Raw genomic sequence first — 23,994 nt, forward strand, 5'->3', positions numbered from 1 at the left:
CGCCCGGCAGTTGCCGGGCGGGCCATTTTGCGTTGAAGAAGAGGTCGGGCAGTGGCTAGCCGCCTGCCAGTAGTTGCCTGGCCGTATCTTCGCGCCATGAGCCAGCCCATGAACTTCGCTGCCCGAATCGACCATACCCTGCTGCGCCCCGATTGCGCAGAGGAGCAAATCATCCAGCTCTGCGAAGAGGCTGCCGCCCACGGCTTCGCCACGGTGTGCGTGCCGCCGTGCTACGTGGCGTTGGCCGCGGCAAAGCTGGCCACAACCAGCGTGGGCATCTGCACCGTCATCGGGTTTCCGCTGGGCTATGCTACCTCGGCCGTCAAGTTCAAGGAAGCCGAAGTGGCCTTGTATGACGGGGCCACCGAGCTGGACATGGTCATCAACATTTCGGCCCTGAAATCGGGCAAGACCGATGCCATTCAGGCTGAAATTCTGGATTTGGCCGACCTCTGCCACGTCAATCAGGCCCTGCTTAAGGTCATCATCGAAACCGCCCTGCTCTCGGACGAGGAGATTGAGCTGGCCTGCCGCCTGTGCGTGGGCGGCGAGGCCGATTTCGTGAAAACTTCCACCGGCTTTGCCAGCCGGGGCGCGTCGGTGGCCGACATCGCGCTCATGCGCCGCTCCCTGCCCGATACCGTGCGCATCAAGGCGTCCGGGGGCATCCGCACCCGCGAAGCTGCGCTGGCCCTGGTGGCTGCCGGGGCCGACCGCATCGGCTCGTCCAATAGCCTGGCCCTGATTGCTGAATCCGATGAACCGACTGCTGCCTAAGATGCTCGTCGCCTCCCTGCTCTTCGGGCTCACGGCCTGCGCTGGTGCGGCCCCGCAGGCTCCCCGCGCCAGCACCCCCGCCGATACCACGCTCAAAAAAGCTGCTACTGCTGCGCCCATGCCCGCCGAGGACGTGACGAAATACCGCCCGGTGTTCGCCGCGCCCAAAGCCACGCCCCTCGTTCCCACCGTGCCCTCCAAAACCACGGTGCTGCCCACTGCCCACGTCAACGCTCAGGTAGAACAGCGCCTGCGCGACCAGGCCTTCACCAATCAGAACGTGAAGTATGCCCAGGGCTACCGCCTGCTGGTGTACCTGGGCTTGGAGCGCGACCAGGTGATGGCCATTCGGCGCACCGTCATCGGCCGCTACCCCGACGAGACGGACTACATCACCTTCAAATCACCGGTCTACCGCCTCTACATCGGTGACTACCTTACCAAACTCGACGCGGCCCGCGCCATGGCCCGCCTGCGCGGCCTCACCCCCAAGCTGGAGCTCGAAGCCACCCAGGTGGTGCTGAACAAAAACCCGTAGGGGAGGAGCCTAGATTGATTATAAAGGCCGTCATGCCGAGCGCAGCGAAGCATCTTTACCGCAGTAGTAATCCTAATCGAAAGAGTTAGTGTCGAGGTAAAGATGCTTCGCTGCGCTCGGCATGACGGCCTTTCTTCCGGCCCCAAAACTGTCCAACCCCTACCCACTCCCATGCCCGACATCCTCATCCCTCGCATCCAGGCGCTGGCCGCCGCCCATGCCGCCGACACTGTGGCCCTGCGCCAGCACCTGCACGCCCACCCGGAGCTTTCGTTTGAAGAAGTGAACACCGCCGCCTTCGTCACACGGGAGCTGGAGAAGCTGGGCCTGAAGCCGCAGCCCATCGCCAACACCGGCGTGGTGGCCCTCATCGAAGGCCAGCCCGGCGGCTCCACCATCGCCCTGCGGGCCGACATGGACGCGCTGCCTATCCAGGAAGCCAGCGACGTGCCCTACAAATCGACCAACCCTGGCGTGATGCACGCCTGTGGCCACGACGTGCATACCGCCTCACTGCTGGGCGCGGCCCGCATCCTGAACGAGCTGAAAGGCGAGTTCAAAGGCACCGTGAAACTGATGTTTCAGCCCGGTGAGGAGCGCCTGCCCGGCGGCGCGTCGCTGATGATAAAGGAAGGCGTGCTGGAAAATCCGGCCGTGAGCCACGTGCTGGGGCAGCACGTTTTTCCGCACCTGCCGGCCGGCAAAATCGGCCTGCGCCCCGGTCGCTACATGGCCAGCACCGATGAGTTGTATCTAACGATAAAAGGCAAGGGTGGCCACGGGGCCATGCCCGAAATGAACCTCGACCCCGTTCTGGTGGCCGCCCACATCATCGTGGCTGCTCAGCAAATCGTGAGCCGGCGCGCCAACCCCAAAATTCCCTCGGTGCTGAGCTTCGGCAAGGTCATCGCCAACGGCGCCACCAACGTCATCCCCAACGAAGTTTACCTCGAAGGCACTTTCCGGACCCTGAATGAGGAATGGCGCGCCGAGGCCCACCAGCACCTGCGCAAGCTCTGCGAGGGCCTGGCCGAAAGCATGGGCGCGGTGTGCGAGCTCGAAATCCGCCACGGCTATCCGTACCTGGAAAATGAGCCCGCCCTCACCGCTCGCGTGCGGGCCGCCGCCGAAGCCTACCTCGGCCCCGAAAACGTGGTTGAGCTCGACCAGTGGATGGCCGCCGAGGACTTCGCCTACTTCTCGCAGGCCGCGCCGGCCTGTTTCTACCGCCTTGGCACGCGCCACGCCGATGGCCGTTTTGCCGCTTCCGTGCACACGCCCACCTTCGATATCGACGAGCAGGCGCTGGCCACCGGCCCCGGCCTTATGGCCTGGCTGGCCATCAAGGAGCTGGGGGAGTAAGCCCTACGTAGTCGCGGGCTTTTGGTCCGCCAAGGCATCTGCTCGTACCATTCGCGGATTAAAAGTCCGCGCTACCTTCCCTTTATGAACCGAATTCTGCCCCTCGTCCTGCTCTCGGCCGCCCTTTTGGCCCGGCCCGCGGCCGCCCAAACGCGCCGTTCCACTTCTGGCCTGCAGCTCTGGCCTGAAGCGCAAGCCGAGCTGGCCCTGCCCGGCAACGACTACCTGCTCCTGAGCGCCCGCGGCCAGCAGAACACCGACAACAACCACCTGCTCGGGGGCGACCCCAAACGGGTGCTGGGCTTCGACGAGCAGCGCCTGAACTTGGCGTACGAGCATTTCTTTGGCGAGCACTGGAGCCTGGGCGGCACGCTGGGCTATTTCAGCGCCAGTACCAAGGACTACGTGCTGATACCAGAAGTGCTGCTGCGCCACCGCAGCCCCGTCGGCCCGCTCACCTTCGGCCAGCGCCTGAGCGTGGAGCGCACTTTTCCCAGCGTCACTGGCGCCAAGGGCCAGACCAACGCCCGCCTGCGCGTCGACCTCGAAAAGCTGTTGCCCCTCGGCACGGGCAGCTTTGCCCTGCGCCCCCGCCTGAGCTACGAAGCGACCACCCACGTCCGCCTGCTAACCTCCGATACCGACCCCGACGAGCGCACCATCCAGTTCACCAGCCTACGCGGCGAAGTGGGCGTTCGGGTAGCCGGATTGTTTGATTTCACGCCCTGGTTTGCGTACCAGACCAATTATAGCTTTAGCCTGGCCAGCTATGATAGGTTTAACAACATCATCATCCCGGCTGGGCGTTTGAACGCCGTGACCCCGGTGCTGGGCCTTGACTTGCGCTTCACCATTCTTCAGGGCCAGGGTGCTGAGGGCCGCCAGCAACTGCCCACCCAACACTAATGCCGAGTTGATGACAAAATTTCAGGCTTGGCTTTAAGGGTAATTGTTATCTGAATAACTCTGGTGGCCGTTTTGTCAATTGGAGTAGGCATTTGATATTAGCATAATTTTCCGAAATAAGACAAATTGTCGCAAAAGTCTGCGCGTAAATCGATTGGTATAGAATTTAAGGAAGTGAGGTATGCCGCCAGCCGGCTGTGATTCTTTCACTTACTCTAACATTCTATATTTCAATGGCAACTCTGCTGTATAACAACCGCCCTTCTCTCCGCCCCAGCCGCGCTTTGAGCGCCATGCTGGCCGACATGCTCCGCGAGCCGCAAGCACCCGCCGCGCAGCCCACGCCTGCCTTCGTACCCGCCGCCGACATCCTCGAAACCGCTACCGGTTTTGAATTGCACCTGGCCCTGCCCGGCGTGAAAAAAGAAAGCATTAACCTTGAATTCCTCGACGGCCAGCTCGTAGTATCCGGCACCCGCCCAAACCCGGTGGCCGCTGCGAAAGAAGCTGACACTGTTGCCTCGGAAGCTCCCGCTGCCGAGAATACCGCCACCGTGGTGACGCCTGAGGCACCGGCCGCGCCTAAGTTCCGCCGCATCGAAACCAACTACGGCCAGTTCTCGCGCACCTTCCGCCTGCCCGATACGGTGAATGTGAAGGCCATCGCCGCCGAACTCACCGATGGTATCCTGCGCGTGACGCTGCCCTTCGACACGGAAAAAGTGACCACCCAGCACATCGAAATCCGCTAAGCGCGGGCCGGGTTGTAAAAAAAGGCACCTCTCGGGGTGCCTTTTTTGCAGCCACCAATGTTGGGCTGCTGACAAGCTGGTTTTGGCCTGTTTTCTGCTGAAAGCAACCTTCGCACGCGAAAGCGAATCCTTTCTGCGTTAAGCCGGAAATAACCTGGCTGGGCTCATCCGGTTTTCATTCGGCTGATGCTAAATTAGGCTCTCTGTTCACCCCATTTACCTTTTTCAAATTTTCCCTTACCCATGCAAGCAAAACAAATGATGCTCGGCCTGCTCGGTTCTGCCATTCTCGGCGGCGGCGTGGCCGTGGGGGGATACAAGCTGCTCGAGCCGGCCCAGGTGGCGCCTCAGGCCGTAGCCGCCGACCCCCAGGTGCGTTACACTTCCGAGATGCGGAGCACGCCCTACGCCGTGCCCGAGGGCCTGAATTTTGTGGCCGCCGCCGCCGCCGTGACCCCGGCCGTGGTGCACGTGATGACCGAATATGCCGCGCCGTCCGTCGACCAGCGCCAGCAGCAGATGGACCCCTTCCTGCGCCAGTTTTTTGGCGACCAGTTAGAGCAGTTTCATGGCCAGCAGCCGCAGGGCGGCGGTCAGGGTTCGGGCTCGGGCGTGATTATCGCCGCCAACGGTTATATCGTGACTAACAACCACGTCATCGACAAAGCCTCCAAGATTGAGGTCGTGCTCGACGACAAGCGCAAGTTTGAAGCCGAGTTGGTGGGGGCCGACCCCAACACCGACCTGGCCGTGCTGAAAGTGAAGGCCGACAACCTGCCCTTCGTGAAATACGGCAACTCCGACGACGTGAAAGTGGGCCAGTGGGTGCTCGCCGTGGGCAACCCATTCAACCTGAACTCGACCGTGACAGCCGGTATCATCTCGGCCAAAGGCCGGAACATCGACATCCTGCGCCGCAAGGACAACATGGGCATCGAGTCGTTCATCCAGACCGACGCCGTGGTGAACCCCGGCAACTCGGGCGGCGCCCTTGTGAACCTGAACGGTGACCTGATTGGCATCAACTCGGCCATTGCCTCGCACACGGGCAGCTACGAAGGCTACTCCTTCGCCATTCCCAGCTCGCTGGCCAGCAAAGTGGTGGACGACCTGCTGAAATACAAAGTAGTGCAGCGCGCCCTGCTCGGCGTGCAAATCCAGGAAGTGGACGCCAAGCTGGCTTCGGAGAAAAAGCTCAACACGCTGAACGGCGTGTACGTGCAGGGCCTGACGGCTGGTAGCGCCGCCGCCCAGGCCGGTCTGAAAAAGGACGACATCATCACCCAAATCAACGGCGTGGCCGTGAATACGTCGTCGCAGCTCCAGGAGCAGGTGGCCCGTTTCCGGCCTGGCGATAAGATTAAGGTGAGCTACCTGCGCGGTGGCACAGCTAACACGGCCGAAGCTGTGTTGCGCAACGCTACTGGCACCACTGGCATCGTGCGCGAGGATGCGATGGCAGCCGCCATCAAGTACGAAGGCGCGACCATTGCCGCCGTGCCGGCCCGCGACCTGGCCAAGCTGGGCTTGGAAGGCGGTGCCAAAATCAGTGGTATCAAGGGCAGCAACTTCCGCGAGACGGGCATGGCTGATGGCTTCATCATCACCCGCATCGATAAGAACCAAGTGACCAAGCCGGCCGATGTGAAGAGCTACCTCGACCAGGCCCGCGAAAACTCGGGCGCGCTGGTGGAAGGTGTGTACCCTGATGGCCGTAAGGCCTACTATCCCATCGGGCAGGAATAGCCCACTGTAGTTGAGTAATGGAAAAGCCCCTGCCGCATCGGCAGGGGCTTTTTTTGTTTATAGTCCGCTTACAATGCTGGAGTCTCATTTTGGGACAAGTTTGAGTTGACAACCCCGTAAGCCGGAAGTATTCATCCTGTGCTCACCATAAAGCGGATATACCATTGAACATCAGGAAAAAATATAAAAAATGCGTCTGTTTAAGTGCTTTTAGTTAGCCCCTATTAGTAGGTTCTAACGTAGTTATTATCCCAAGTCGGGAAATGAATGGCTTAGTGTTTCCACTTATATATACAGCATGCCCAGCTTTCCCTTGCCCAATGGAAAACGTAATCAACACCCTCTATATTCAGAACTTTAAGTCGATTCGGAGTGCTGTGCTGCACCCGCGGCGGGTCAATCTCATCATCGGGCAGCCCAATGTGGGTAAGTCGACGGTGCTCGAGGCCATGAGCCTGCTGGGGAGCTTTCCATTTGAACAGAAGAAGCGTTTTATGCGCAGCTTTATCCGATATGAGAAGCCGGCGCAGCTGTTTCACGACAGCCTAATGACCGCGCCTATCCGGGTGGAAACGGACCGCGACGTGTGCCTGCTGGGCCGCGTGGGCGAAGGCGACGCCAAGCGTTTTCAGTACGGAGCGTTCAGCCAAACGGCTTACCTGCTGCTGCGGGCCCAACTGGGCCTGCCGCTGCTGGAAGGCCGGAGCCGCACCCGAAGCAACGACGATGCGCTGTTATTATCGCGCCTGCACAGCCACCTGGCCAATGCCGCCACGCTGCCCGAGCCCGGCTTTATCTACACCGAGTTTGACCGCGACGGGGTGCCCGACCGGCCGGGCGCGGGCGGGCACTACCTGGCGTCGCGGCCGGCCTGGCAGCCCCGGGCCGTGAAATCCTACCGTTTCAAGCGTAACACCCACCTCGACCGCCGCTATGCTGATACCAGCCTGCGCCCACCCCACGGCAACAACCTGGTGCAGGTGCTGGAAGCCAGCGCCGACCTGCGCCACGAATTTGCCGCCCTCTTTGCCGACCATAACCTGCGCCTGCGCGTGCGCCCCGACGCCAACCGCTTCGAGGTGATGAAAGAGTTGGACGGCCTGAGCTTTGCCTACCCTTACTCGAGCAGCGGCGATACGTTGCAGCGTTACGGCTTCCACCTGGCGGCCATGGAATCGAACCGAAACACCGTGATTTTATTAGAAGAGCCCGAAGCCCATTCCTATCCGCTGTACGTGACGCAGCTGGCCGAACGCATCGCCACCCAGCAAACTAATCAGTATTTCGTGACCACGCACAGTCCGGTTTTCTTTGATGCAGTGCTGGAAAACATGGTGCCCTACGAGAATCGGGTAACGGAGCTGGCCGTGTTTGTGGTGCATTACAAGGACTTCCATACCAAAATCCGACAGCTGTCGGACGAGGAAATACGAGGCATGCGCCGCAACAGCCTCGACGTGTTCAATAACCTGCACCTGCTGGCGCAGGCGCCGCGCAAGGTGTAGAAAAACCGTTGAGGCGGGGGAGGGTTGTCCTTCCGACGCAGGAGGAATCCGATTGAATCCATTGGAACGGCTTTTCTCAGATTCCTCCTGCGTCGGAATGACAGTTTATGAGGAGTTGGCCAAGGCAGCTCGGGGCAGCTCTCGGCCAACTCCCCGGCAAACCGTAGCTTTGCCGCCGCAACATCCCACCCCCAACCACCCCATGAAGCAGGCCCTCGAAGAAGCGACCGCTGCCGACGTTACTGTTGAGCACCCCCACCACGACCCTCACGGCATTCAGGACGTGCTGCGCCAGCTGGGCGTGCAGGCCGATAACGCCGCCTATAGCACCGGCCGCACCTGGGGCGGTGCCCAGAATGCCGACCGCCGCGTCATCAACGCGCCCGCCGATGGCCGCCGCATTGCCAGCGTGGCCTTTGCCACCGCCGATGACTACGAAACCGTAGTAAAGGCCGCACAGGAAGCCTTCAAGTCCTGGCGCTTGGTGCCGGCTCCCAAGCGCGGCGAAATTGTGCGTCAGATTGGCAACAAGCTGCGTGAGTTCAAGGAGCCACTGGGCAAGCTGGTGAGCGCCGAAATGGGCAAAATTCTCCAGGAGGGCCTGGGCGAAGTGCAGGAAATGATTGATATCTGCGACTTTGCGGTGGGCTTGAGCCGGCAGCTGCACGGTTTCACCATGCACTCGGAGCGCCCCGCGCACCGCATGTACGACCAGTACCAGCCGCTCGGCATCGTGGGCATCATTTCGGCCTTCAACTTCCCGGTGGCCGTGTGGAGCTGGAACGCCATGCTGGCCGCCGTGTGCGGCGACGTGAGCATCTGGAAACCTTCGGAGAAAACGCCCCTCACGGCCGTGGCCGTGCAGCATATCATCAAAGACGTGCTGGCTGAAAATGACATTGCCGAAGGCGTGTTCAGCGTGATTATCGGCGATGCCAGCATTGGTGCGGCAATGGCGGCCGATAAGCGTATTCCGTTGGTGTCGGCCACGGGTAGCACCCGTATGGGCCGCAAGGTGGGCGAGGTAGTAGGCGCCCGCCTGGGCCGCGCCCTGCTGGAACTGGGCGGCAACAACGCCATTATCGTGACCAAAAACGCCGACCTTAAAATTGCCATCCCGGCCATTGTGTTTGGGGCAGTGGGCACGGCCGGACAGCGCTGCACCAGCACGCGCCGCGTGATTATTGAGGACAGCGTATTTGAAGAGGTGAAAAACCGCCTGCTGGCCATCTATCCCAACCTGCCCATCGGCCACCCGCTGCAAACGGGCACGCTGGTCGGCCCGTTGATTGACGCCGACGCGGTGAAGATGTTCGAGCAAGCATTGGTGGCCGTGCAGGCCGAAGGCGGCAAGCTGCTGACCGGCGGCGAGGTGCTAGCCCGCCCCGAGCTGAACGGCGGCCACTACGTGACCCCGGCCCTGGTGGAAGTGGAAAACCACTACCACACGGTGCAGGAAGAAACCTTCGCACCCATCCTCTACCTCATCAAGTACAGCGGCGACGTGGAAACGGCTATCGAGCTGCAAAACGACGTGCGCCAGGGCTTGTCGTCGTCCATCTTCACGCTGAACATGCGCGAGGCGGAGGCTTTCCTGGCCGCCAGCGGCTCAGACTGCGGCATCGCCAACGTGAACATCGGCACGAGCGGGGCCGAAATCGGCGGCGCGTTTGGTGGCGAGAAGGAAACCGGCGGCGGCCGCGAATCCGGCTCCGACGCCTGGAAGGTGTACATGCGCCGCCAGACGAATACCATCAACTACTCGACGGAATTGCCGTTGGCGCAGGGCATTAAGTTCGACGTGTAGCACACGCTTTGGCTTGCGCCGCAAAAGCAAAAAGGCCCCGCTGATGGATTCGGCGGGGCCTTTTTGCGTCTGGGCGTAGCTGGTTATTGCGGGGTATAGCGCACGTCGCCGTGGCCTTTGTAAACGAGGCCATTGGCATCGTAGACGACATAGTAGATGCGGTACAGCTCGTTCGGGCTCAAGCCTAATGATGGGTAATCAAAGCGGTGGTAAATAGCATAGGTAGTAAATGGGCCTAACCGTTCTATCACCTGATATTTACGGTTGACAAGAACTGCCTGTATATTATAGAGCTTGGGCACTGTGCCATTGGTCCCACGTTGAGTTTGCAATTCCCAAACAGCCTGGCCTTCCACCGAGGGGTTAGGATAGGCAGTGGTGTAGGAGATGATGCCAGGCTGTTGCGTACCGTTGAAGTCAAAACTCAAATCCGGAAAGAGGCCGCGTTCCTGCTTGTTCCACTCGCCGTCCGAAGTCCAGTCGGTGGGGTCGTTGGGGCCGGCCGGCAAGTTCTGGCCGGTGCGGTAGGTGATGCCTTCACCCTCTCCGAAATCAACAATAGGATTGGAGTCGGACTTGCTGCAGCCCATGAGGGTGGCGAGCAATAAAATGGGTAAGAAACGCTGACGCATGGAAAGGGATTGGTGATGCGAAAGCGTCAAAGGTAAAAATGGAAACGAAACCCGATTCTACAGCAGCTTACGCAGCGCCCACAGGCTCCAGACGATGACCATCAGGCCCACGCCCACAAACATCCAGCGGGTGGGCAGGCGGCCGGCCAGCCGGGCGGCAATGGGTGCGGCGGCCACCCCGCCCACGATGAGGCCCAGCACAATCTGCCAGTGCGAGATGCCCAAGATGGTGAAAAACGTGAAGGCGCTGGCAAAAGTCACGAAGAATTCCACCAGACTCACCGTGCCGATGACGTAGCGCGGCGTGCGGCCGTTCGTAATCAGCGTGCTGGTCACCAGCGGGCCCCAGCCGCCGCCGCCGAAGGAATCGAGGAAGCCGCCCGCCCCGGCCAGCCAGCCGGCATTCTTCACCTTCTTGCGCTTCTTCGCCGCTTTCTGGAAGGCTTTGGTGATGATGCGCAGGCCCAAAAACAGCAGGTACACGGCCAGAATGGGCTTGACGTAGCCAGCGTAGGTTTCGCCGAAGTGCGACAGCAGCAGCGCGCCGCTGACGGACCCGGCAATGCCCGGCAGCAGTAGCACGCGGAACAGGCGCTTGTTCACGTTGCCGAAGCGGTAGTGATTGTAACCCGACGCACCGCTGGCAAACACCTCGGCCGTGTGGATGCTGGCACTCACCGACACCGGGCTCAGCCCCAACGACATCAGGCTGATGGCCGACACCACGCCGTAGCCCATGCCCAGCATGCCGTCTACCATCTGGGCCAGGAAACCCACGGCCACAAACGTGTAGAACGTGCCCGACGAGCGCACCAGCTGCCACGCCTGCGCCGGGGTGAAGTAGTAGGAGAGGATGTTGATGAAAATGAACACCGCGAAGGTGATAAGCGCGCCCGTGGCCACGCGCCGCCAGTAGGCGGTGGCGGGCGTTTCGTAGGCGGGGCCGTGGGCCAGCTCGGCGGTCACGGCGTTCAGCGACTTCACTTTTTCGGCGAAGTCCCCCTTTAGCCGGCTGCGGATGATGGTCATCTGGCCCAGCACCGAGGCCAGCTCGGCGGGCAGCACTTCGGCCAGCACTTCGCGCAGGCGCTTGCCCACGGTGGGCGACTTGCCGTTGGTGGAAATGGCAATTTTCAAATCGCCCTTTTGCAGCACCGAGGAGAGGTAAAAATCGCAGAGCTCCGGTGTGTCGGCCACGTTGGTGAGGAGCTGGCGGGCCGCGGCCGCCGCGCCGATGTAGCGGTGCAGCGCCACATCGTCGGTGGCCAGGAACAAGAGGTCTTTGTCGTCGAGGTCGCGGTCTTGGTAGGGGCGCTGGTGCAACTGCACTTTGGGGTGGCGGGCGGCCAGCTCACGCAACTCGGGCAGGATGTGTGGCGCAACTACGGTCACGGCCGTGGCGGGGCTATTGCGCAGAATGGCCCCCAGTTTTTCCAGTCCCACGTTGCCGCCGCCCACCAGCAGCACGCGCAGGTTTTCCAGCTTCAGGAAGATGGGAAACAGGTTGTTGGCCGGTGGGGCAGTATCCGGCGGCGTTGCCACCGCCGGGCCGGTTTGGTTCGGGAAATTGGAATCCATAGCTCAGAAAGATAGAGAATTAAGCGTGAAAATCCAGCCCGTGCCGGGTAGCTTTCACAACATCGGTCCGCACCACAAAGTCGCCGAAGCCCTCGTTGGTTTGGCGTTTGGTAGCGTAGGCGGCCAGCAGGGGCGCGAGTTCGCGCAGGATGCCGTCTTCGTCCAGCATCTCGCGGTAGAGCTTGTTGAGGCGCTCGCCGGCGTGGTTGGCCCCGAGGTAGAGGTTGTAGCGGCCGGGGGCTTTGCCCACCAGCCCGATTTCGCCCAGATAGGGCCGGGCGCAGCCGTTGGGGCAGCCCGTCATCCGAATTAGAATACCGGCATCGGCCAGCCTGTGGGCGCGGATAACGGCGTCGAGCTTATCGAGCAGCTGGGGCAAATACCGCTCGGCTTCGGCAAAAGCCTGCGAGCAGGTGGGCAGGGCCACGCAGGCCAGGGCGTTGCGGCGCAGGGCGGTGAGCTGCTCGGCTTTGGGGGCTGCACCGTGGGCTTCGAGAATGGCCTGCACGCGGGTGCGGTGGGCGGGCTCGATGTTGACCAGCATCAGGTTCTGGTTGCCGGTGAGGCGGAACTCGCCGGTGTGGAAGGCGCTGATTTCGCGCAGGGCCGACTTGAGGCGGTAGCCGGGGCGGTCGAGCACGCGGCCGCCTTCCACGAATAGGACGAGATGCGAAGGGCCATCAGCAGAGCCGGTCCAGCCGAAGGCATCGCTGGAGCTGTGGAACTGGTAGGGGCGGGGCTCGGCCAGCGCGTAGCCCAGGCGCTGGTGCAGCTCGGCCACGAAGGCGGGCAGGCCGGCGTGGTCGACGGTGTACTTGAGGCGCGAGAGCTTGCGGTTTTCGCGGTTGCCCCAGTCGCGCTGAATGGTCACTATTTTCTCACACACGTCCACCACCTTTTCGGCGGGCACGAAGCCAATGAGGTCGGCCAAACGCGGGTAGGTTTCGGGCAGGCCGAAGGTCATGCCCAGGCCGCCGCCCACGGCCACGTTGAAACCCAGCAGCCGGCCGTTTTCCTCGATGGCGATGAGGCCGATATCGTTTGAGAAGATATCCGAGTCGTTGTAGGGCGGCAGCGCCAGGGCGATTTTGAACTTGCGCGGCAGGTAGGTTCGGCCGTAGATAGGCTCGGCGTCGTCGGTGGCTTCGGTGGTGTTCTGCAGCTCGCCGTCGAGCCAGATTTCGTGGTAGGCGGTGGTGCGCGGCGTGAGGTGGGCGCTGATTTCGGCGGCTACGGCCTGCACCTCGCCGTGCACCGCCGACTCGTGCGGGTTCACGTTGCACATTACGTTGCGGTTCACGTCGCCGCAGCCGGCAATGCTGTCCAGCAGCGCATCATTGAAGCCCTGGATGGTAGGCCTTAGGTCGCGCTTCAGCACGCCGTGCAATTGGAAGGTTTGGCGGGTGGTGAGCTTGAGGGTGCCGTTGCCGTAGGCGTCGGCCAGGGCATCCAGGCGCTGCCACTGGGCGGCGGCGGCCACGCCGCCCGGCACCCGCACCCGAATCATGAAGGAAAACAGCGGCTCCAGCTTCTGTCGCTTGCGCTCGGAGTCGAGGTCGCGGTCGGTCTGCTGGTACGAGCCGTGAAACTTGATGAGGTGGGTGTCGTCGTGGTTCAGCGCGCCGGTGAGGCGGTTGCTCAGGCTCTCGACGATGGTGCCGCGCAGGTAGCGGCTGGCGGTTTTGACGTGCTCGACTTCGGAGAGCTGCGGGGTTTGAGACATGGTTGTGGTGGTTGGCCTCACCCCCGGCCCCTCTCCGGTGGAGAGGGGAGCCACGGCGGCGCGAACGCAGATTTTGTTTATATCAGGGTGACGTTACAGAGTCGGCTAGCACCCCTCTCCACCGGAGAGGGGCCGGGGGTGAGGCTTTCGTTAGTGCAGTACCGTGGCGTCGAAAACCACGCTCACGTAGTACAGCGCCCCGATGGTGGGGCCGGCGGCGTACTGGAAATAGCGCTTGTTGAGGATGTCGGTGCCGCCGAGCTTCACGGTGGATTTCAGGGTGGGCACGCGCAGGTTCACCTGCGCGTCGAGTGCGGCGTAGGCGGGCACTTGGCCGGTGGCCAGCGGGCTTTCCCACAGGAAGGCGTCCTGCCAGCGCCAGTTCACGTTGAAACCGAAGTTTTTCACGATTTCGCGGTTGCCGACCGACACGTTGGTGGCCCATTTCGGGGTGTTGAAACCGGTCACAAACACATCAGGCTGGTCGTTTTTCGACAGCGCGTTGTAGTTCACATTGCCAGCCACGGTGAACTTCTGATAGAAGTTGTAGGTGAGGCCCAGCGTGGAACCGTAGCTGTGGTAGTTCTGGCGCGAGTTGGTGTACACGCGGTAGCGGTCCTGGCGGGCGTCGCGGTTGGCACGCAGGGCGGCCAGGGCGGCGGCATCGGAGCCCACGGGCACTTGCTGGCCGTTGGCGTCTTTGGGCACGCTCACCTCCACCTGGCCCAGAAAGCCGGAGTAGATGTTGTAGTAGGCGTCGGCATCGATGGCCAGGCGGTTGTCGAGGAGCACGCTGCGGTAGCCCACTTCGTAGGCGTTGATTTGCTCGGGCTGCTCGGTGGGCAGGTTGGCCACTTGCAGCAGGTTGCGGTTCTGGGGCAGCAGGGCGGCTTGGGCGGCGGTGCTGCCGGCGTTGGCCGCCACGTAAGCATTCACGGCTGCGTTGAACTGGTCGATGCTGGTGCGGGTATAGGAATTTTGCAGGTAGTTCAGGCCCTCGTTCACGCGGGCCAGGCCGCCCACGCGGCGCACGTTGCCGTTGTTCACGAAGGACAGCGCCTCGAACAGCGACGGAAAGCGCCAGCCATTCTGGTAAGAAGCGCGGAAGTTGTGCTTCTCGGCCAGCGTGTACACGGCGGCGAGGCGCGGGTTCACCTTGGCGGTGAACTCGGGGTTGTAGTCGACGTGCAGCGAGCCGGTCAGCTTCAGCTTATCGCCGAGCAGCAGCTTGGTGGCCTGGCCGAAGGCGCCGTACTTCTTGTAGTACACGTAGCTGCCGCCGGCCTGATTCCGTTCGGCCAAGGGCAGGCTGAAATCGACGAAGTTGTTGCCGTCGGGAATAATCTGATACACGCGGGCATCGGCGCCCACCAGCAAATCCACGAATTTCACGCGCGGCCCCAGGTTCCAGATGCCCTCGGTGTGGTAGGTGCGGCTGCGCTGGGTGAGGGCCGCGCCGCCGGGAATGGGCGCGCCGGGCACGTTCACGCCGCTATCCCAGTTGTTGGTGCTCACGATTTGGGCTTTCAGGGCGTCGAAGGCGGGCGTGCCGGGCTCGGCGCGGCCGGCGTCGGCGGCGGCGCGGGCGGCCGTCATGGCGGGCGCGAGGGCGGTGCCGGCTGCCAGCTGGCTTTGCAGCGTGGCCTTGAACTTGTTGCCCCACACGGCGTTCGAGCCGTTTTGCAGGTCGAGGTTCAGGGCCAGGGGGTTGAGGTTATAGGAGTTGCCGGTGTTTTCGAGCAGGGTGTAGGCGCGCACCACGAAGTCGCTGCCCTTCAGCTCCAGCTTGTGGTTCTGCACAGTCACGCCGTCAAGCTGAATCTTGTTGCCGCGCTGAAACACGCCATCCATCAGCCCGAAGCGGTAGCCGTAGCTCAGCTCCAGCTTGTCGGTCAGCTTGTAGTGCAGGCTGGCGTCGGCCTTGATGTTGCGCACGATGGGATTGGTCAAATCCTTCTCGTAATAGCCGGTGCGCGTCACGGTAAACGCCTGGTTTTTGCCCTGGTAGGGGATGGTGATGGTGAGCGAGGAGTTGGTGTCGTCGCCGTAGCGGTTCCAGAGGTCGGCCGCCGGGTTGGCCGCGCCGGCCAGTTCCGGGAAGGCGGGGTTGGAGGTGCTCAGGCCCTGCGGGTTCTGGTCGGTTTGGGTGTTGGCTAGCCAGTCAGTACCGCGCAGGTAGTCGAGGTTCACCTTGTAGGCCCAGCGGCTGCCCAGTGCCTGAGCGTAGCGGATGGCCGTTTCGGTGAGGGCGCTGGTGCTGCGGTCTGCAGCGCTGCCTACGTGGTTCACGCCCACTTTCTGGTACACGCTCAGGCCCTGGTAAGTGAAAGGGCTTTTGGTGGTGAGGTTAGCCATGCCGTTGATGGCATTCATGCCGTAGAGGGCGGAGGCCGCGCCGGGCGTCACCTCCACGCTGGCAATATCGAGCTCCGTGGGGCCGATGGCGTTACCCAGCGGCACGCCCAGCGTGGCGGCCTGCATATCGACGCCATCCACCAGCTGCATGAAGCGGAAGTTATTGGGGATGTTGAAGCCCCGGGTATTCGGTACTTTGAAGGTGAGGCTGCTGGTAAGCATCTGCACGCCCTTCACGTTCTCCAGCGCGTCGTAGAAGCTGGGCGCGGGCGTTTCCTTAATAGCGCGGATATCGAGCTTCTCAATGGCCACCGGCGATTTCAGCCGGCTTTCCTCCACCCGCGAGGCTGATACCACGACTTCATTAGTGAGCACGCCCTTGGCTTCGAGCGTCACGTTCAGCGGCTGGCTGCTGCTCACGATTTCCAGCTCCACGGCCTCGTGCCCCAGGGCATTGAAGACGAGCGTAAACGGATACGTCAGCTTGGCTTTGAGGGCGAATTTGCCCTCGCCGTCGCTCTGGGTGCCGGTGCTGGCCCCTTTTACGCTGATGCTCACGCCGGGCAGGGCTTCGTTGGTGCCCTTCTCGTGCACCACGCCGCTGATGGCAATGAGCTGCGTTTGGGCAAAGGCCGCGCTGAGGCTAGCCAGAAACAGGAGCAGAAAAAGGAGAAAGGAGGGGTAATAGGATTTCATGAATTGGAAGAGTTGCTGTTGAAGAAGAGGGGCTGGAAAGCGAACGCATTCGACAGCAACAGGGCATTGGGGGAGTTTTCATAGGGTTTGGTGGTGGGGCCTCACCCCGGCCCCCTCTCCGGGTGGAAAGGGGGAGCCACGGCGGTGTAGGCGCAGGTTGGTCAGAAGTGAGAAATAAGGAATTGGCTGGCACCCCTCTCCCCGGAGAGGGGCCGGGGGTGAGGCTTTTTAATACACGTCCTCCAGATAGCGGCGCTGTTTGCGCAGGTTCTTCACGTAGGCCGCCGCGTCTTCAGCCGAAAGGCCGGCTTCTCGTTGCACCACTTGCGCCAATGCCGTTTGCACGGCCCCGCCCAAACGGTTTTTATCGCCGCAGACGTAGAGCTGCGCACCGTTTTCGAGCCAGCCAAATACCTCGCGGCTGTTTTCGAGGAGGCGGTCCTGCACGTAGATTTTCTCGGCTTGGTCGCGGGAAAAAGCCACATCAAGCTTCGTCAAGCCCCCTTTTTTCAGGTGTTGCTGCCACTCGGCCTGGTACAGAAAATCTGTGGTGAAGTGCGGGTTGCCAAACAGCAGCCAGTTGCGGCCGGCGGCGCCAAGCTCCACCCGTTCCTCCACGAAAGCGCGGAAGGGCGCAATGCCGGTGCCCGCCCCAATCATGATGATGTCGGTAGCCGGGTTGGCCGGCAGCTTGAAGTACTCGTTGTGCTCCACAAACACGCGCACCTCGTCGCCCACTGCCACGCGGTCGGCCAGAAACGACGAGCACACGCCCTGCTTGCGGCGGCCGTGGGCCTCGTAGCGCACGGCTCCTACGGTGAGGTGCACTTCGTCGGGATGCGTGAGCAGGCTGCTGGCGATGGAGTAGGCGCGGGTCGGCAGCGGGCGCAGTGTGTCGGCCAGAGTTTGGGCGGTGAGCTGGTCGGTGGGGAAGTCGGTGAGCAGGTCGGCCACGTCGCGGCCGTAGAGGTAGGGCTGCAGGCGCGTGGTGTCGGCCAGCAGGCCGCGCAGCTCGGCGTGGGGGGCCAGGGCGGCGTATCGTTCCAGCACGTCGCGGGTGAGCACCGTGAGCTCGCGGCGGCTGGCCAGGGCGGCGGCGAGCGGTAGGCTTTCCGCCCCCAGCTGCACCAGTGCCGAGTCGGAGAGGCGGGCGGCGCGCAGCACTTCCTCCACCAACGGGTCGTGGTTTACGGAACGCACCGCCAGCGCATCGCCGGGTGCGTATTGCAAGCCCGAACCAGCCAAATCCAGCTCGATGTGGTACGTCTCCTTGTCCGAACCGCGCCCATTCAGCTGGATGCTTTCGAGCACCCGTGCCGGCCAGAGGTTTTCGCGGGTGTACTCGGTGATGGGTGAATGAGTGGATGTGTGAATGGCCGAATGAGTAGCGCCGACCGTGACCGCAGCGGCCGCAGCGGTGGCTGTCGCGGCCGTTTCGGCTGTCCCAGCTAGTTGGTTCAGCGCGGCCTCAATCCACTGGGTGGCGGCGGCCTGGTAATCCACGTCCGCATCCACGCGGTCGAGCAGGCGGGTGCCGCCCAACTCGGCCAGACGTTGGTCGAACTCCTTGCCCGTTTGGCAGAAGTGCAGGTAGCTGCTATCGCCCAAGGCCAGCACGGCGAAGCGCAGCTTGGGCAGTTTTGGTGCGCGGGGGCCGTGGAGGAATTGGTGCAGCTCCTCGGCCGCGATGGGTGGCTCGCCTTCGCCGTGCGTGCTCACCACCACAAGCAAGTTCTGCTCTTGCGCCAGCTGCCGGGCCGGGTAGTCGTTCATGTCGCGCACCTCAGCCGTGAGGCCGCGCTGCTTGGCAGCCTCAAAGGCTTGTTGAGCCACTTTTTTGCCGTTGCCAGTGTGCGAGCCATAGATAATGGTCAGCTTCTCGGCCGGAGTCGCCACGGCGGGGGCAGCCGCGACAGCTGCAACTGCCGCGCCGCCGCTGGTGGCCTGACCGTAGAAATAGCCACTCAGCCACACCAGCTGCTGCGCCGATAAGCCGGTGGCAAGCTGCCGAAGGTGCGCCTCGTCGAGGTGAGGAGGAAGGGTTGGGAAAGCTGACATAGTTCGTTCTAACATGGGCCTCACCCCGGCCCCTCTCCGACGAGGGAGAATGGAGCCACGGAGGCGGGGGCGATGTAGCACAGGCTTCCGCTAGTGCGTGGTTGGTGTTTGTTCTGGTAGTGCACAGGCGGAAGCCTGTGCTGTAGGTCGTTGGGCTCTCCTTATGCCCAAGCTTTCGCGGCTTAAGCGAACCGGGGCCGGCCCGGAGGGGGCGTGAGGTTACGCCACTTGCGCGTATGTCAGCAGCTCCGCTGGGACTTCGGCCGCTGCGGCTGCCGACGGCTTCATTAGCCGCACTACTTCGCCCAGCACAATCACCGCCGGGGCGCTCAGGCCGGCTGCGCTGGCGCGCCCGGCAATGTCGGCCACGGTGCCGGCCACGGCGCGGGCAGTGGGCAAAGTGCCGTTCTGGATGACGGCCGCCGGTAGCCCGGCCCCGCCGTAGCGGGCAAATACCTTTGCGATTTCGGCCAGTCGGCTCATGCCCATCAGGATAACCGTGGTGGTGCGGGGCGACTGGGCGGCTTCCAGCAGGGCGGCCGACAGCTGGTCGTCGGCCGTGGTGCCCGTCAGCACCCGAAAGCCTTCGCTCAGCCCCCGGTGCGTGGCCGGAATGCCCAGGCTGCCCGCCGCCGCCACCGCGCTGCTAATGCCCGGCACGTAGGCCGTCGCCAGCCCGTGCGCCTCGGCATACAGCATTTCCTCGCGGCCCCGGCCAAACACGAAAGGGTCGCCGCCCTTTAGCCGCACCACGTGGCCGTGGCGGTAGGCCTGTTGCACAATCAGGTCGTTGATGCCTTCCTGGGTATAAGCTTTGAAACCGCTACGCTTGCCCACAAAAATCAGCGGCACGCCGTGCCGGACGTGGGCCAGCAGCGCATCATTCGCCAGCGCGTCATACAGCACCACATCGGCCGTGGCTAGGGCTTTGGCGCCGCGTAGGGTCAGGAGGTCCGGGTCGCCGGGGCCGGCCCCTACCACGGTCAGACGAGGCAGGAAAAAGGGGAAATCAGCCATGATGATATCAAATGCTAGATGGAAAAAGCCGCTTCTGCTGGTACCTCATCCGTGAAATACTCCGGGTCGGTAGCCGCGACGAGGCCAGCGGCAAGTGTGGCCCCGGTCTGCTCATCGACCAAGATGAAGGCCCCCGTCACACGGTTTTGGTGGTACTCGTCCACTACCAGCGGAAGGGCCGTTTTGAGGCGCACTCGCACGATGTCGTTGAGCTTAGCCTCGTCGGTGCCCTGGCTTTCAAAGGTTTCGATGTTGGTTTTCTGCAGGATGGTGGTCACGGCGGCTTTCACGGTGGCGGCGTGGTGCTGCACCAGCAGCTTGCGGCCGGCGCGCAGGGGCCGCTCGTCCATCCAGCAAAGGGTGGCTTCCAGCTCGCGCACCACGGCCGGGTGGGCAGCGGTGGGCACAATGGTATCGCCCCGGCTCACGTCCACGTCTTCGCGCAGGCGCAGCACCACGCCCTGTGGGGCGCTGGCAGCCGCCACTTCCTGCTGGTTCACTTCAATGGCCTCAATCACCGTTTCCAGCCCCGAAGGCCAGATGCGCACCCGGTCGCCGGCCTGGTAAGTACCGCTCTGGATGCGGCCGGCGTAGCCCCGGTAGTCGGGCAATTCTTCGGTCTGCGGCCGAATCACATATTGCACCTGAAAGCGCGGCTCGTTGGGGTTGGCGTCGGTGGCGGCGGGCACGCTTTCGAGGTGCTCCAGCAGGCCGGGCCCCTGGTACCAGGGCAGGAAATCGGAGCGGCGCACCACGTTGTCGCCGTTGAGGGCGCTGAGCGGGATAGCCACTACGTTCGGCAGCCGCAGCTGCCCGGCAATAGCCTGATAATCGGCCACGATGTTGCGGAAAATAACTTCCTCGTGCCCCACCAAATCCATCTTGTTCACGGCCAGCACAAAATGTTGAATACCCAGTAGCGAAGCCAGCAGCGTGTGCCGCCGGGTCTGCTCAATCACCCCCTGGCGGGCGTCCACGAGCACAATAGCGAGGTCGGCGTTGCTGGCACCGGTCACCATGTTGCGGGTGTATTGCACGTGCCCCGGTGCATCGGTAATGATAAACTTGCGCCGCGGCGTGGTAAAGTATTTATGCGCCACATCAATGGTGATGCCCTGCTCGCGCTCCGCCTTCAGGCCATCGGTGAGCAAGGCCAAATCCACGGTGCCGCCCGCAGTAGCGCGGCGCTTTTCCAGCGTCGCCAGCACGTCGAGGGAAACGGAGTCGCTGTCGTACAGCAGCCGGCCAATGAGCGTACTCTTGCCGTCGTCGACGCTGCCGCAGGTGATAAATCGGAGAAGGTCCATGGTGCGTTCTGTATTGCGCTGGCGGGCAGACGGCCCCAGGCGTGGGGCCTCCCCCCTGGCCCCTCTCCGCTGGAGAGGGGGGCGGTCGATTATTTATTTGATTGATTCATTAGTTGACGTCAGGCATCCCTCTCCAGCGGAGAGGGGCCGGGGGTGAGGCCCCACGCCTGGGGCCGTTAGAAATACCCGTTTCGCTTCCGGTCTTCCATGCCCGTTTCGGAGAGTTGGTCATCGAGCCGCGTGGCCCCGCGCTCGCTCACTTTCGCCAGCAGCAGGTCCTGGATGATGTCGTCGACGGAGGAGGCGTCGCTTTCCACGGCGGCGGTGCAGGTGGAGTCGCCCACGGTGCGGAAGCGCACGCGGCGTTGCACTATTTCGTCGCTCTCGTCCAGGTTCAGGTGCTCGCTGAAACCGAGGAGCTGGCCTGTGGGCATTACCACGCACTGGCGTTCGTGCGAGAAATAAATGTCTGGCAGCTTGATGTTTTCGCGCTGGATGTAGTTCCACACGTCCAGCTCGGTCCAGTTCGAGATGGGGAACACGCGCACGTTTTCGCCCTTCTGAATGCGGCCGTTATAGATGTTCCACAGCTCCGGCCGTTGGCGCTTGGGGTCCCATTGGCCAAAGTCGTCGCGCACCGAGAAAATCCGCTCCTTGGCGCGGGCCTTTTCCTCATCGCGCCGCGCGCCGCCGATGCAGGCGTCAAACTCGAACTCTTCGATGACATCGAGCAGGGTATATGTTTGCAACGGGTTGCGGCTGGGGTACTTGCCGCCCGGCTCGCGCAGGCCACGCGCCCGGATGGTGTCTTCTACCCGGCGCACAATCAGCTTCTCGCCCAAATGCGCGGCCAGCTCATCCCGGTAGTCAATGATTTCCTCGAAGTTGTGGCCCGTGTCGATGTGTACCAGCGGGAAGGGAAACCGGCCCGGCCGAAAGGCTTTTTCGGCAAGTCGAGTGAGGGCAATCGAGTCTTTGCCGCCCGAAAACAGCAGCGCGGGCCGCTCGAACTGGCCGGCTACTTCACGTAGAATATGAATAGATTCAGCCTCCAAACGGTCGAGGTAATCGAGATAAGCAGCGGTTGGCATTGGCACAGGAAGTTATGGCCCGAAAAAAATCGGGCAAAATTGAAAGCCGGAAAAAGTTGGGTGGGATAGGGCCCGCGAAAGGTGCCCTTGGGGAAGAAAGAAGGCAGCGCCAGCGGCCCGGCCGCCGGCGCATGGGTTTAGGCCTAGCCCGGCATTCGCTCCACCACCGGGTCGAGGCCTTGGTGAACGGCGGTGGCGTGCAGGCCGCACTCCTTAGCAGCCGCGTCTTCCCACCACCAGCGGCCGGCGCGGAATTCCTCGCCCGGCGCAATGGCGCGGGTGCAGGGCGCGCAGCCGATGCTCACAAAGCCCTTGTGATGCAGTGGGTTAATTGGAATTCCATTGGCCTGAGCAAATGCTTCGCACTCGGCCCAGGTCCAGTCGAAGAGCGGGTGCACTTTGATGAGTGCGTGGCCAGCATCCCATTCGGCCGGGTGCATGGTCTGGCGGTTCTGCGACTGCTCGGCGCGGATGCCCGTCACCCAGACCTGCTGGCCGGCCAGGGCGCGGCTCAGCGGCTCCACCTTGCGGATAGTGCAGCACTCGTTGCGGTTTTCGATGCTCTCGTAGAAGCTGTTGGGGCCTTTCTGGGCAACCAGATCTTCGAGTGCGGCGGTTTGCGGCACGAAGACTTCGATGGGCTTTTTGTAGCGCAGCAAGGTCTTGTTCCAGGTCGAATACGTTTCCTGAAAATTGCGGCCCGTGTCGAGGGTGAAAACCCGGATGGGCAGGTCGTTTTCGAAGATGAAGTGCGTGATAATCTGGTCCTCAAGCCCGAAGGAGGTGGAAAACGATACGCGGCCGGGGAAGTGGTCGGCCAGCAGGGTCAGGGTTTCCGGTACCGAGCAATCGGGCAGGTAGCGGCGTAGGTCAGCGACCTGGCTTTCAAGGGGTAATGCCATGATGGGAGGGGAGTTTTTCTCCGCAGAAAAAACCGAAATGGGCCGTGAAGGCCGCAAAAACCCGCTACGCGTCGCGCAATGAATCAATCATTACCGGAAAGGAAGCGGGGTGGCCGTCGCAACGGCCGCCGGAAGAAAAGCCCAGGCTCAACAACCAGCAATCTTCCCCGGCATAGCGGCCAGGGAACAGCACATGCAACAGCACATTCGGCGCGGCGCGGCGAGGGTGGTGGGGTGCAGGCGAGGATTGGTGGATGTGCTCACGGCGTTTTTATATGTCAGGACTTGGCACCGTTCCAACGGGTGGGGGTTGCCGGCGTTTCGTCGAGCCTGTCTCTCCGCGCCTCTGTATAAAAATGATTAGCGCCCCAAACGGGGGTTGCTGGGGCAAATGTAAAGGACGAAAATGCGAAATGCCAAAATTTTGTTTCGCGGAGATGAAGCTGACCGCGGCGCTAGAGGTTTGGCGGCCGTGCATTCGCCGCGTAATTTGCCGTGCAACCCCTGAACCTGCCGCGTGGTCTATGGGTTGCTTAAGCACTTCTAATACCTCGTTTTCTGCATGGAAGCCCTCGCCCACTCCGCCTACGTCGACATCAACGCCCCGCTGGTGGAGCGCTGCCGCCTCAACGACCGCCAGGCCCAGGCCGAAATTTACCGGCGCTACTCCAAGGCCATGTTCAACGCGGCCCTGCGTATCACCGGCGACTATGCCGAGGCCGAAGATGTGCTCCAGGAGTCGTTTCTGAGTGCTTTTCGGGAGCTGAGCGGCTACAAGGGCGACTCGTCGTTCGGGGCCTGGCTGAAGCGCATTGTGGTGAACAAAAGCATCAACTGCCTGCGGCAGCGGCGGCTGGCGCTGGTGCCGCTGGGCGAGCAGCACCACGAAGAGCCCGCCGAATCCGCCGCGCACTCGCCCGAAGACGAAGCCGATATGCACTACCGCGCCGACGTGCTGCGCCGCTGCATTCAGGAACTGCCCGACGGCTACCGCGTGGTGCTCAGCCTGTATCTGCTGGAGGGCTACGACCACCTCGAAATCGCCGGCATCCTGGGTATTTCCGAATCTACTTCCAAATCGCAGTACAGCCGGGCGCGGGTTCGGCTGCGCGAATTAGCCGCCCAACGCGGCCTTAGCTAAGTTTTTATCCGTTATCACTAGTCGTTTAACCGTTCACTACCCTTCATCCGTTTTCGCCCGGCCGCGGTTTTCGTATAGCCCCGTGGCCCGCCCTGAACCTG

Annotated in this window: 18 protein-coding genes and 1 riboswitch; of the genes, 9 read left to right on the forward strand and 9 right to left on the reverse strand. The window is 62.4% G+C overall.

Annotated features, from left to right (window positions below; translation table 11 throughout):
• The first annotated feature begins 96 nt into the window (after positions 1-96).
• The 8 genes from deoC to amaB all read left to right on the forward strand — a co-directional run bounded on the left by deoC (position 97) and on the right by amaB (position 9,393).
• Complete coding sequence (deoC, locus tag I7X13_RS15725; RefSeq protein ID WP_233454808.1) at positions 97-777, forward strand: deoxyribose-phosphate aldolase; 681 nt, start codon at positions 97-99, stop codon at positions 775-777.
• Between the two features lies 1 nt (position 778).
• Positions 779-1,315 (forward strand): hypothetical protein, encoded by a 537-nt coding sequence (locus tag I7X13_RS15730; protein ID WP_198076198.1) that lies wholly within the window; start codon positions 779-781, stop codon positions 1,313-1,315.
• Positions 1,316-1,486: 171 nt separating this feature from the next.
• Positions 1,487-2,677 carry a M20 metallopeptidase family protein gene (locus tag I7X13_RS15735; protein ID WP_198076199.1) on the forward strand — a complete coding sequence of 397 codons (1,191 nt, stop codon included), beginning with the start codon at positions 1,487-1,489 and terminating at the stop codon, positions 2,675-2,677.
• A gap of 84 nt (positions 2,678-2,761) precedes the next feature.
• Positions 2,762-3,583 carry a hypothetical protein gene (locus tag I7X13_RS15740; RefSeq protein ID WP_198076200.1) on the forward strand — a complete coding sequence of 274 codons (822 nt, stop codon included), beginning with the start codon at positions 2,762-2,764 and terminating at the stop codon, positions 3,581-3,583.
• Between the two features lie 233 nt (positions 3,584-3,816).
• Positions 3,817-4,335: an Hsp20/alpha crystallin family protein gene (locus I7X13_RS15745; RefSeq protein ID WP_198076201.1), complete on the forward strand. Its 519-nt coding sequence runs from the start codon at positions 3,817-3,819 to the stop codon at positions 4,333-4,335.
• Positions 4,336-4,578: 243 nt separating this feature from the next.
• Positions 4,579-6,081, forward strand: coding sequence for a S1C family serine protease (locus I7X13_RS15750; protein WP_211531884.1), 1,503 nt, complete (start codon positions 4,579-4,581; stop codon positions 6,079-6,081).
• 320 nt (positions 6,082-6,401) lie between these two features.
• Positions 6,402-7,586: an AAA family ATPase gene (locus I7X13_RS15755; RefSeq protein WP_198076202.1), complete on the forward strand. Its 1,185-nt coding sequence runs from the start codon at positions 6,402-6,404 to the stop codon at positions 7,584-7,586.
• A 202-nt stretch (positions 7,587-7,788) separates the two neighbouring features.
• Positions 7,789-9,393 (forward strand): L-piperidine-6-carboxylate dehydrogenase, encoded by a 1,605-nt coding sequence (gene amaB / locus I7X13_RS15760; protein WP_198076203.1) that lies wholly within the window; start codon positions 7,789-7,791, stop codon positions 9,391-9,393.
• Positions 9,394-9,476: 83 nt separating this feature from the next.
• On the opposite strand, the gene I7X13_RS15765 is transcribed toward amaB, so the two are convergent.
• The 9 genes from I7X13_RS15765 to I7X13_RS15805 all read right to left on the reverse strand — a co-directional run bounded on the left by I7X13_RS15765 (position 9,477) and on the right by I7X13_RS15805 (position 22,752).
• Positions 9,477-10,025: a hypothetical protein gene (locus I7X13_RS15765; RefSeq protein ID WP_198076204.1), complete on the reverse strand. Its 549-nt coding sequence runs from the start codon at positions 10,023-10,025 to the stop codon at positions 9,477-9,479.
• Positions 10,026-10,082: 57 nt separating this feature from the next.
• Positions 10,083-11,603, reverse strand: coding sequence for a TSUP family transporter (locus I7X13_RS21945; protein WP_198076205.1), 1,521 nt, complete (start codon positions 11,601-11,603; stop codon positions 10,083-10,085).
• Positions 11,604-11,622: 19 nt separating this feature from the next.
• Positions 11,623-13,326 carry an NADPH-dependent assimilatory sulfite reductase hemoprotein subunit gene (locus tag I7X13_RS15775; protein WP_198076206.1) on the reverse strand — a complete coding sequence of 568 codons (1,704 nt, stop codon included), beginning with the start codon at positions 13,324-13,326 and terminating at the stop codon, positions 11,623-11,625.
• 150 nt (positions 13,327-13,476) lie between these two features.
• Positions 13,477-16,377, reverse strand: a complete 2,901-nt coding sequence (locus tag I7X13_RS15780) for a TonB-dependent receptor (RefSeq protein ID WP_198076207.1) — start codon at positions 16,375-16,377, stop codon at positions 13,477-13,479.
• Positions 16,378-16,605: 228 nt separating this feature from the next.
• Positions 16,606-18,435 carry an assimilatory sulfite reductase (NADPH) flavoprotein subunit gene (locus tag I7X13_RS15785; protein WP_198067505.1) on the reverse strand — a complete coding sequence of 610 codons (1,830 nt, stop codon included), beginning with the start codon at positions 18,433-18,435 and terminating at the stop codon, positions 16,606-16,608.
• Between the two features lie 219 nt (positions 18,436-18,654).
• Positions 18,655-19,452, reverse strand: a complete 798-nt coding sequence (gene cobA / locus I7X13_RS15790; RefSeq protein WP_198067506.1) for a uroporphyrinogen-III C-methyltransferase — start codon at positions 19,450-19,452, stop codon at positions 18,655-18,657.
• Between the two features lie 14 nt (positions 19,453-19,466).
• Entirely contained in the window at positions 19,467-20,759 is a 1,293-nt protein-coding gene (locus I7X13_RS15795) for a sulfate adenylyltransferase subunit 1 (protein ID WP_198076208.1), read from the reverse strand.
• 176 nt (positions 20,760-20,935) lie between these two features.
• Positions 20,936-21,850, reverse strand: a complete 915-nt coding sequence (gene cysD, locus I7X13_RS15800; RefSeq protein WP_198067508.1) for a sulfate adenylyltransferase subunit CysD — start codon at positions 21,848-21,850, stop codon at positions 20,936-20,938.
• Between the two features lie 143 nt (positions 21,851-21,993).
• Positions 21,994-22,752 carry a phosphoadenylyl-sulfate reductase gene (locus I7X13_RS15805; RefSeq protein ID WP_198076209.1) on the reverse strand — a complete coding sequence of 253 codons (759 nt, stop codon included), beginning with the start codon at positions 22,750-22,752 and terminating at the stop codon, positions 21,994-21,996.
• A 268-nt stretch (positions 22,753-23,020) separates the two neighbouring features.
• Positions 23,021-23,109: riboswitch (SAM riboswitch) on the reverse strand.
• A gap of 205 nt (positions 23,110-23,314) precedes the next feature.
• On the opposite strand from I7X13_RS15805, the gene I7X13_RS15810 reads away from it, so the two are divergent.
• The gene (locus I7X13_RS15810; protein ID WP_198067510.1) at positions 23,315-23,893 is read left to right on the forward strand and encodes an RNA polymerase sigma factor; all 579 of its coding nucleotides are present in this window, start codon (positions 23,315-23,317) and stop codon (positions 23,891-23,893) included.
• Positions 23,894-23,994: the final 101 nt, after the last annotated feature.

Source organism: Hymenobacter negativus (assembly GCF_016056375.1).
Lineage (GTDB): Bacteria > Bacteroidota > Bacteroidia > Cytophagales > Hymenobacteraceae > Hymenobacter > Hymenobacter negativus_A.

Excerpts from the sequence above, each read along its gene's own strand:
- I7X13_RS15745 (WP_198076201.1), top strand. The coding sequence starts at position 3,817 with ATGGCAACTCTGCTGTATAACAACCGCCCTTCTCTCCGCCCCAGCCGC.
- deoC (WP_233454808.1), top strand. The coding sequence starts at position 97 with ATGAGCCAGCCCATGAACTTCGCTGCCCGAATCGACCATACCCTGCTG.
- amaB (WP_198076203.1), top strand. The coding sequence starts at position 7,789 with ATGAAGCAGGCCCTCGAAGAAGCGACCGCTGCCGACGTTACTGTTGAG.
- I7X13_RS15735 (WP_198076199.1), top strand. The coding sequence starts at position 1,487 with ATGCCCGACATCCTCATCCCTCGCATCCAGGCGCTGGCCGCCGCCCAT.
- I7X13_RS15795 (WP_198076208.1), bottom strand. The coding sequence starts at position 20,759 with ATGGACCTTCTCCGATTTATCACCTGCGGCAGCGTCGACGACGGCAAG.
- I7X13_RS21945 (WP_198076205.1), bottom strand. The coding sequence starts at position 11,603 with ATGGATTCCAATTTCCCGAACCAAACCGGCCCGGCGGTGGCAACGCCG.
- cysD (WP_198067508.1), bottom strand. The coding sequence starts at position 21,850 with ATGCCAACCGCTGCTTATCTCGATTACCTCGACCGTTTGGAGGCTGAA.
- I7X13_RS15750 (WP_211531884.1), top strand. The coding sequence starts at position 4,579 with ATGCAAGCAAAACAAATGATGCTCGGCCTGCTCGGTTCTGCCATTCTC.
- I7X13_RS15730 (WP_198076198.1), top strand. The coding sequence starts at position 779 with ATGCTCGTCGCCTCCCTGCTCTTCGGGCTCACGGCCTGCGCTGGTGCG.
- I7X13_RS15785 (WP_198067505.1), bottom strand. The coding sequence starts at position 18,435 with ATGTCAGCTTTCCCAACCCTTCCTCCTCACCTCGACGAGGCGCACCTT.
- I7X13_RS15765 (WP_198076204.1), bottom strand. The coding sequence starts at position 10,025 with ATGCGTCAGCGTTTCTTACCCATTTTATTGCTCGCCACCCTCATGGGC.
- I7X13_RS15755 (WP_198076202.1), top strand. The coding sequence starts at position 6,402 with ATGGAAAACGTAATCAACACCCTCTATATTCAGAACTTTAAGTCGATT.
- I7X13_RS15775 (WP_198076206.1), bottom strand. The coding sequence starts at position 13,326 with ATGTCTCAAACCCCGCAGCTCTCCGAAGTCGAGCACGTCAAAACCGCC.
- I7X13_RS15805 (WP_198076209.1), bottom strand. The coding sequence starts at position 22,752 with ATGGCATTACCCCTTGAAAGCCAGGTCGCTGACCTACGCCGCTACCTG.
- I7X13_RS15810 (WP_198067510.1), top strand. The coding sequence starts at position 23,315 with ATGGAAGCCCTCGCCCACTCCGCCTACGTCGACATCAACGCCCCGCTG.
- I7X13_RS15780 (WP_198076207.1), bottom strand. The coding sequence starts at position 16,377 with ATGAAATCCTATTACCCCTCCTTTCTCCTTTTTCTGCTCCTGTTTCTG.
- I7X13_RS15740 (WP_198076200.1), top strand. The coding sequence starts at position 2,762 with ATGAACCGAATTCTGCCCCTCGTCCTGCTCTCGGCCGCCCTTTTGGCC.
- cobA (WP_198067506.1), bottom strand. The coding sequence starts at position 19,452 with ATGGCTGATTTCCCCTTTTTCCTGCCTCGTCTGACCGTGGTAGGGGCC.